This window comes from Allobosea sp. P4_E12 (genome assembly GCF_056401655.1).
This window is the reverse complement of record NZ_JBFUIY010000083.1, coordinates 1-7,326: the sequence shown is the minus strand read 5'-3', so window position 1 is coordinate 7,326 and position 7,326 is coordinate 1. Positions and strand designations below refer to the sequence as shown.

Here is a 7,326-nt window from a genome sequence, read left to right as displayed (position 1 = left end):
CGCCAGGGCAATCGTGTCGCCCGGGTTCAGGAGCCGGTTGGCCTTCAGCGACTTGAAGATGTAGCACATCGCTGCCGTTCCGCCCTCGACGGCATAGAGGTCGAACTGGCCGGATGGGTGCGGCTCCCCGCACATCGCCCACATCAGGTATTCATGCACGATGCGCTCGTTATGCACGAGCATGCGGTCAGGCACCGGATAATTGTCGCCGATGATCGAGTCGACAAGCTCGTGCACGAAGGCGTCTGGTTTGAAGCTGAACTTATTGATGGCAAAGGCGACCATCTCTCGGAGGAAGGTGGCGCCGGGCGAGTCCTTGTGATCCGCCAGCCAGCTCTCCAGCCGATCGGCAATACCCTCGGCCTTGGGCATGCCACCGATGCCGGCGGCCTTGTGCATCACGCGCCTGCTTTCCGTGATCGCAAATTGCCCGAGCAGGAAGAAGCCCTCGCGCGGCGTCATCGCGACCCAGTTCGGATTGCCGCGGCCGGCATTCAGAAGGGCGATCGAGGAGGTTTGCGCAGTCTGTTTTGCGAGACGGATCAGTTCGTCCTTGATCTCGAAGGGGCTGAGGGTTGCGAAACTGCGTAACTTCACCAGGTCCATGGCATTTCTCCATGTTCTTCATGTGCAGTGGATGCGTCTGGGCGTGTCGCGGGTTAGGTCAGCAGCATGATGATCACCATGCCCCAGATCGTCAGAAGGGTGTTTCCGACCGCGTAGGTCACGGTGTAGCCCAGGGCCGGGACCTGGCTGTGCGCGATATCGCAGACCATCCCGAGCGATGCCGTGGTGGTACGTGCGCCGGACACGGCCCCGAGCAGAATGGCGGGGTCGAACTTGAACACATACTTCCCGGCATACATGGACAGGATCAGCGGGATCGTGGAGGCCAGTGCACCCCAGAGGAAGAGGCCAACGCCTTGTGTCTGCAGCCCCTTGACGAAGCCGGGGCCGGCGGAAATTCCGACGCACGCGATGAAGATGTTCAGGCCGACCGAGTTCATGAACCAGACGGTCGAACTTGGRATGCGGCCGAAGAACGGKCGCACGGAACGGAGCCAGCCGAAGACCAGGCCGGARATCAGCGCGCCACCCGCGGTCGAGAGCGTCAGCGGGACRCCCCCGACCTTGAAGACGATCGCRCCGATCAGCGCGCCRAGKGTRATGGCACCRCCGATGAAGGCGACATCGGCGACGTCGCTGGCMCGGTCGGGATGGCCAATGACCTTGCCGACRGCGGCAATGTCCTGGGTCCGKCCGACGATGGTGAGGATATCGCCGCGATTGATCACGGTATTGGCGAGRATCGGGATGCTCGTTGCAGTCGCGCCCCGTACGATCTTCCGGAGGAAGACGCCGCGCGCCTGCGGCATCTGCGCGATCTCTGCGAGCGTCTTGCCGTCGACATCCTTGCTGGTSACGTAGACGTCGACMCCCTCGGCCTTGACGTCGAGRAGCTCGGCATCTTCGACCTCTTCGGCGGCCTGGCCGATCAGGTTGACGAGAACCTCGCGCGGGCCGGCGATGGCGACGATGTCGCCYTCCTGRAGGATCGTATCGGTGGTCGCGTCCTCGATGATGCCRTTGCGGCGGATGCGTTCGACGAAGACSCGSGCRTCGGGAACCAGCGCCTCGGCATCGACCGCGCGCATGCCGGCAACCCTGGCGCCGCTTCGCACCTTGAAGGCGCGCAGCTCGAAGCGCCGCCAGACCGAACCCGGGCCGCCAAGCTCCTTGTCGCCGCCGAGACGTGCCTCATAGTCCTTGCAGGCCTGGACAAGGTCGATGCCGAGCATCTTGGGCCCGAGCTGGGCAATGACGACGGCAGATCCSACYGTGCCGAAGATATAGGTCACCGCATAGGCGACGGGCATCGCGTCGAGCCATTCCTTGGTCTGTTCCGGCGTGAGGCCGAGSCGGTTGATGGCGTCGGTCGCCAGGCCCATCGAGGCCGAGATCGTCTGCGAGCCGGCATAGAGGCCCGCCGCATAGCCCGGATGGTAGCCGGCGATCTTTGCGATCATGACCGGTATCACGAGGCAGAAGACGGTGACGACGACCGCAAAGATCGCCTGSGGYGCGCCGTCCTTGGCGATGCCGCGCACGAATTGCGGGCCGACGCCGTAGCCGACGGCGAACAGGAACATCAGGAAGAACGTCGATTTGACGTTCGGTGAGATCGTTATCCCGAGCTGGCCGATGATGACGGCYGCGACCAGCGTGGCGGTAACCGCCCCGAGGCTGAAGCCCTTATAGGCGAAGCCACCGACATAGTATCCGATCGCCAGGGACAGAAAGAGCGCGATCTCAGGATAGCTGCGAAGCGTACTGGCGAACCATTCGAACATGCCGATCTCCCTATTTGGCGGCGCCGAACTGCCGCGCATTCGCTGGCAAGTGAGCTAGGAAGCCCGCGGTTTCTTGCGGGCTGTTTCGTGATTGGCGCTCTTCTTGCCGGCGAGCACGTCTGTTCTGAGCAGTTTCAGGCCCTTGGCCTTCTCGTAGCCATGGATCTCCTTCACATCGAGCTTGCGCATGAAGGTGATCGTTTCGTGCGTGATGACCTGGCCGGGCACCATGATCGGGAAGCCGGGCGGGTAGGGGATCACGAAATTGGCCGAGACCATGTCCGGCCCGTCCTTGAGGCGCAGGTCGCATTCGGGGCTGTCGATCGGCACATACTCGCACTGCTTCTCGGAATAGGCGGCGAAGAATGCGGTGCGGATGTCCCCTTCCGGGGTCTTRTCRCCTGCGTCCTGCCGGAACGTTTCGTGGAAATGGCTGAAATTCGGCAGATCGGGCACGTCCTTCATCAGCGCCTTGACCCGCGCTGCGAAGGCCGTCTGCTCCGCCTCGCCACCGTGCTTGAGCCTTGTATCGATGCTCCTGCAGATCTTCAGGAGCACGCTGATCAGAAGCGCGACATCGCTGCGCGTGTTGTTGATGTTCGATTGCAGCAGMACCGAGTTTCGCGAGGTCTTGTTGAGCTGGATGTTGTATTCGGAGGCAAGCAGGCCCTTGAAGCTGGTACCATCGAAGCCRGCCGTGCCGCAGACCAGGGTCATGCGGGTGGGGTCGAGGCAGAACTCATCCTCGCGCATGCTGCGCAATTGATCATCCCAGCGCGTTCCCGGAGCCAGGAAGTCGACGAAGCCGCTGGAGCGGTACTCCTTGGGCACCATCCCATCGGCACCGACGATGCTGAAATACTTGGAGATCAGCGGATGCGAGTTGATCTCGCGGCGAATGTCGAGAGCGATCTCGATGGCGTTCATGACGAGGCCGTAGCCTTCGAGCTCCATCTGGCGACGGGCGACATCGAGGCTTGCGATCAGCTGCTGGTTCGGGCTGGTCGAGGCATGGGTGAAGATCGCCTCGTGGAACTGGGCCTCGATCGTGTGGAAATCGACATCCTTCACCAGCACCATGGAGCCCTGGCGGATGGCCGACATCGACTTGTGGGTCGAGTTGGTCTGATAGACCCGCAGGCGWATGGCGCGCGGATCGGGAATGAGGCGCGTCTGCAGCAGCTTGTCGGCTGAAGGCGCATTACCGAGTTCGGCGCGCTGTTTCTCGAACTGTTCGACTGCTCCGGGCGTCTGCGCCCAGGCTTCGATGTCGGCGGCTGCGCCCATGCCRGTCCGAGGCCGGAGGAAGGGCGACCAGCGCGCGAAGCCGAACCAGGCTTCATCCCAGAGGAAGATCAGGTCTGGCTTGATCGCCAGGCATTCCTCCATGACGCGCCGCGTGTTGTAGATRTGGCCGTCGAAGGTGCAGTTGGTGAGATCGAGCATCTTCACCCGGTCGAGCCGACCTTCGGACTTCAGGTCGAGCAGCGCCTTCTTGATGGTGCGCAGCGGGACCGCGCCATACATCGAGAATTCCGCCATCGGGAACGCTTCGACATAGAAGGGCTGCGCTCCGCTCAGCACCAGCCCGTAATGRTGTGACTTGTGGCAGTTGCGGTCGAGGATGACGATATCGCCCGGAGCGACCAGCGCCTGCAGAACCATCTTGTTCGAGGTGCTGGTKCCGTTGGTGACGAAGAACACGTGCTCGGCGCCGAAGGCCCTCGCAGCCATGTCCTGTGCCCGTTTGATGTTGCCCGTGGGCTCCAGCAGGCTGTCGAGCCCGCCCGTYGTCGCGCTGCTCTCCGCCAGGAAGAGGTTGATGCCGTAGAACTGCCCCATGTCGCGGATCCAGGGCGAGCGGAAAACAGATTTGCCACGCGCGATCGGCAGCGCGTGGAAGGTGGCGATCGGTCTTTGCGCATAGCGCTTGAGATTGTCGAAGAAGGGGGTCTCGAAGCGGGCCTGGATGCCCTCCAGCAGTGAGAGATGGAGTTCGAGCGGCTCCTCGATCTGGTACATGACCCGCCGGATCATGGCTGCGCGGGGATCGCCGGCGAGCTTTTCCACCCGGCGATCCGACAGAAGGTAGATGTCGAGTTCCGGCCGGATCGCCTTCAACCCCGCAGCCAGGCGCAGCGACAGGTCGGCCTCGTCCGCCTCCTGCAGCAAGGGTTGCTGGGTGGCGAGCACATTTCTCAGCACCGATGCGTCATGGCGAGAGCGCAGCGCGAAGCCCTCATAGATCGCGACCGCTGCAATGTCGGGGTTCATCACCGCGGCGCAGACAGCGTCCTCGAGACTTCCGACCAGCACGGATTCATAGATGAAGGCATCTTCCTGCCGTCGCAGCCTGCGGAACTCGCCGGCRATRTGSGGCCAYCGGGCGGGCGGCGCGGGCGATACGATCAGCAGYTCGAAATAGGGCCGATGCGTCTGGGTTTCGCCAAGTGCCGGCGGCAGCAGATCCGCGGGTTCGGGGAGGGAGAGATCGGCCGCCTGCCGTTCGCCTGCGTCATGCTTGTAGTTGCCTGTGATGATGTCGACCGAGATGCGCTTCGCMAGAGCGAGAAATCCGGCCTTGTCCTCRTTCCTGAGRCGTTCGCGCAGCGCCGCGATCAGCTCCGTGCCGGGAAAGGCATGGAACTCCTCGAGCACGCCGAGGTCATCGAGGGCCTGCTCGACGGCGCCCCGCTTTGCGTCTCCATTGGCCCAGGATCTTGCGAGAGAATGAAGGTCCCGCCACCGATCATGGCGTCCGGACGGYGCGGAGAAGAAATGGTCGATCGACCGCGCATCTTTGGCAGCGCTGGACATTCCGAATCCTTCCCTGGTTGAACGAGGTCGAGGTTCAGATCGCTTTCGGTACGTTCCGCTCGACCGCCTGCGGGCRGCRTGGCCGCGCCCGCGCAAACTGCCGCTGAAAAATCCTGCGCTGAGAACAGCACATCGAGGGGCGTCGGCGTATTGTCCTTAGGGACAGGTTCTTATCGGCAGGAATTCGCTAGAATTCACCGGGCAGGTCGGAGCGCATTGCGATGTCCTGCGTSGGTATAGGCTGTGGCCTCAAGTCGATAGGCAGATACGGTTTGCGTGGCAGCTTACCCGGATCGGTGCGCGAATTGAKCGTGGAGGCTTTGATGATGAGCAGGCTGATCACCCTYGCAGCGTCCGTCGTAATGGCYGCCGCGGTTCTTGTCGCATCAGCTACCGCGCAGACCGTCGGAACAGCGAACTCATGCAACAAGATCAATGGCTGCATGTGGGATTTCATCTACGAGAACCAGATGATGAAGCAGAGCGGCCTATTGACGAAAGCCATGGAGGAGGGCCGCGCGAACAAGGAAGCGTTCGAGGCGCTGCGAGAGTGGGAGCGCACCCATGGCACCGCCCCAAGCAACCTGCGCTAGCAACGGCTCGAATTCGGTATCCGGGGCTGTCCTGATACTGGCCTCGACATTCCGGCAGCATGCCCTTCCGAGGTGCGAGCGCCCCGAAGGAGCGGAAATCGGGAGCGTGCGATGATTCTCCAGTTCGTGCTGGCGGGCGTGTTGGCCTTGGCGCCCCCCCTTCAATCCTTCGCACAAGCGCAGGCGCCCGCTCCTTCGCCGGGCGCGGCAGTGACGCCCGCGGCCCTGCCGGTCGATCAGGCCCTGCTCGCGACAGCGCAGCTCGACGCGCTCCTCGCTCCCGTGGCGCTCTATCCGGACACCCTGCTGGCTCAGGTGCTGATGGCCTCGACCTATCCGCTCGAAGTCGTACAGGCCCAGCGCTGGGCTGCCGAGAACAAGAAGCTCAAGGGMGACGCMCTCAAGGCCGCCGCGGAGAAACAGGCCTGGGACGAYAGCGTCAAGGCATTGGTCGCCACGCCGTCTGTGCTGGAGATGATGAGCAAGAACCTGGACTGGACGCGGAAGCTCGGCGATGCCGTTCTCGCTCAGGAAACCGACGTCATGGACGCTGTCCAGCGGATGAGGTCGCGGGCCTACGAGAACAAGAAGCTCACCTCGGGTACGCAGCAGACGGTGACCGTGCAGCAGGAGGGCGCAAGGCAGACCATCGCGATCGCGCCGACGGCACCGGACACCATCTATGTGCCGTACTATGAGCCCAGCGTCGTCTACGGCTCCTGGCCCTATCCGGAATATCCGCCCTACTACTTTCCCTACACGGGCTACATAGCGGCCGGCGTCGTTGCGACCGGTCTCGCCTTCGGCACCGCCTACGCGCTCGGACGCTGGGCGACCGGCGGCTATTGGGGCGGCAACATCAACTGGAACAACAACAACATCAATATCAACCGCGATCGCGTGACGCACTGGCAGCACAATCCGCAGCATCGCCARGGGGTCAGATACGGCAATTCGCAGGTTCAGCAGCGGTTTGCGAACACCTCGCGYCCGGGCAGCGACGGMCGCATGGACTTTCGCGGGCGGGACGGAAAYCAGGCCCGCCCGGACCGGCCCGATCGCCCCAACACCGGAGCTGGCAACCGGCCGGATCGCGGGCAGGGGGCCAATCGGCCTGACCGMCCCAATGCCGGCAATCGCCCCAATGCCGGCGCCGGTGCAGCGCGTCCCGATCGCGGGGCAGGGAACCGTCCTGCCACCGCCGACCGCGCACGCCAGAACCGTCCGAACGCGCAAAGGCCGGCGCAGGCCAATCGTCCCGGCGGCGGCAACGTCAATCGGGCGGGTGGGCCGCGCCGCGACAATGCCTTCGGCAACATGCAGCCCGGCAGGGCAGCCAATCTGCAATCCCAGCGCGGACAGACGAGCTTCGCTCATGCCGGAGCGCGGATGGGTGGCGGCGGATTTGGCGGTGGTCCCAGAGCGGGGGGCGGCGGGTTTGGCGGCGGCGGGGCACGCATGGGCGGCGGCGGTGGCGCGCGCATGGGTGGCGGCGGTGGGCGTGGAGGCGGCGGTCGCGGGGGCGGCGGTGGGCGGCGTTCCGACGTCGCGCTCAAGGATCATAT

General features: G+C 63.9%; 5 protein-coding genes. 2 read left to right on the top strand and 3 right to left on the bottom strand.

Going from position 1 to position 7,326, the window contains the following annotated elements; translation table 11 throughout:
• From AC1DW9_RS35775 to AC1DW9_RS35765, 3 genes are all read right to left on the bottom strand, one after another.
• On the bottom strand, positions 1-606 hold a 606-nt coding region (locus AC1DW9_RS35775), incomplete at its 3' end, for a PLP-dependent aminotransferase family protein (protein ID WP_476855368.1).
• Between the two features lie 53 nt (positions 607-659).
• Positions 660-2,351: an aspartate-alanine antiporter gene (gene aspT / locus AC1DW9_RS35770; protein WP_476855367.1), complete on the bottom strand. Its 1,692-nt coding sequence runs from the start codon at positions 2,349-2,351 to the stop codon at positions 660-662.
• 54 nt (positions 2,352-2,405) lie between these two features.
• Entirely contained in the window at positions 2,406-5,168 is a 2,763-nt protein-coding gene (locus tag AC1DW9_RS35765) for a decarboxylase (protein WP_476777381.1), read from the bottom strand.
• A 326-nt stretch (positions 5,169-5,494) separates the two neighbouring features.
• Here AC1DW9_RS35765 and AC1DW9_RS35760 point away from each other — a divergent pair, with 326 nt between their 5' ends.
• On the top strand, positions 5,495-5,761 hold the full coding sequence (locus AC1DW9_RS35760) for a hypothetical protein (RefSeq protein WP_441509210.1): 267 nt from the start codon (positions 5,495-5,497) through the stop codon (positions 5,759-5,761).
• A 111-nt stretch (positions 5,762-5,872) separates the two neighbouring features.
• On the top strand, positions 5,873-7,326 hold a 1,454-nt coding region (locus AC1DW9_RS35755; RefSeq protein WP_476855366.1), incomplete at its 3' end, for a DUF3300 domain-containing protein.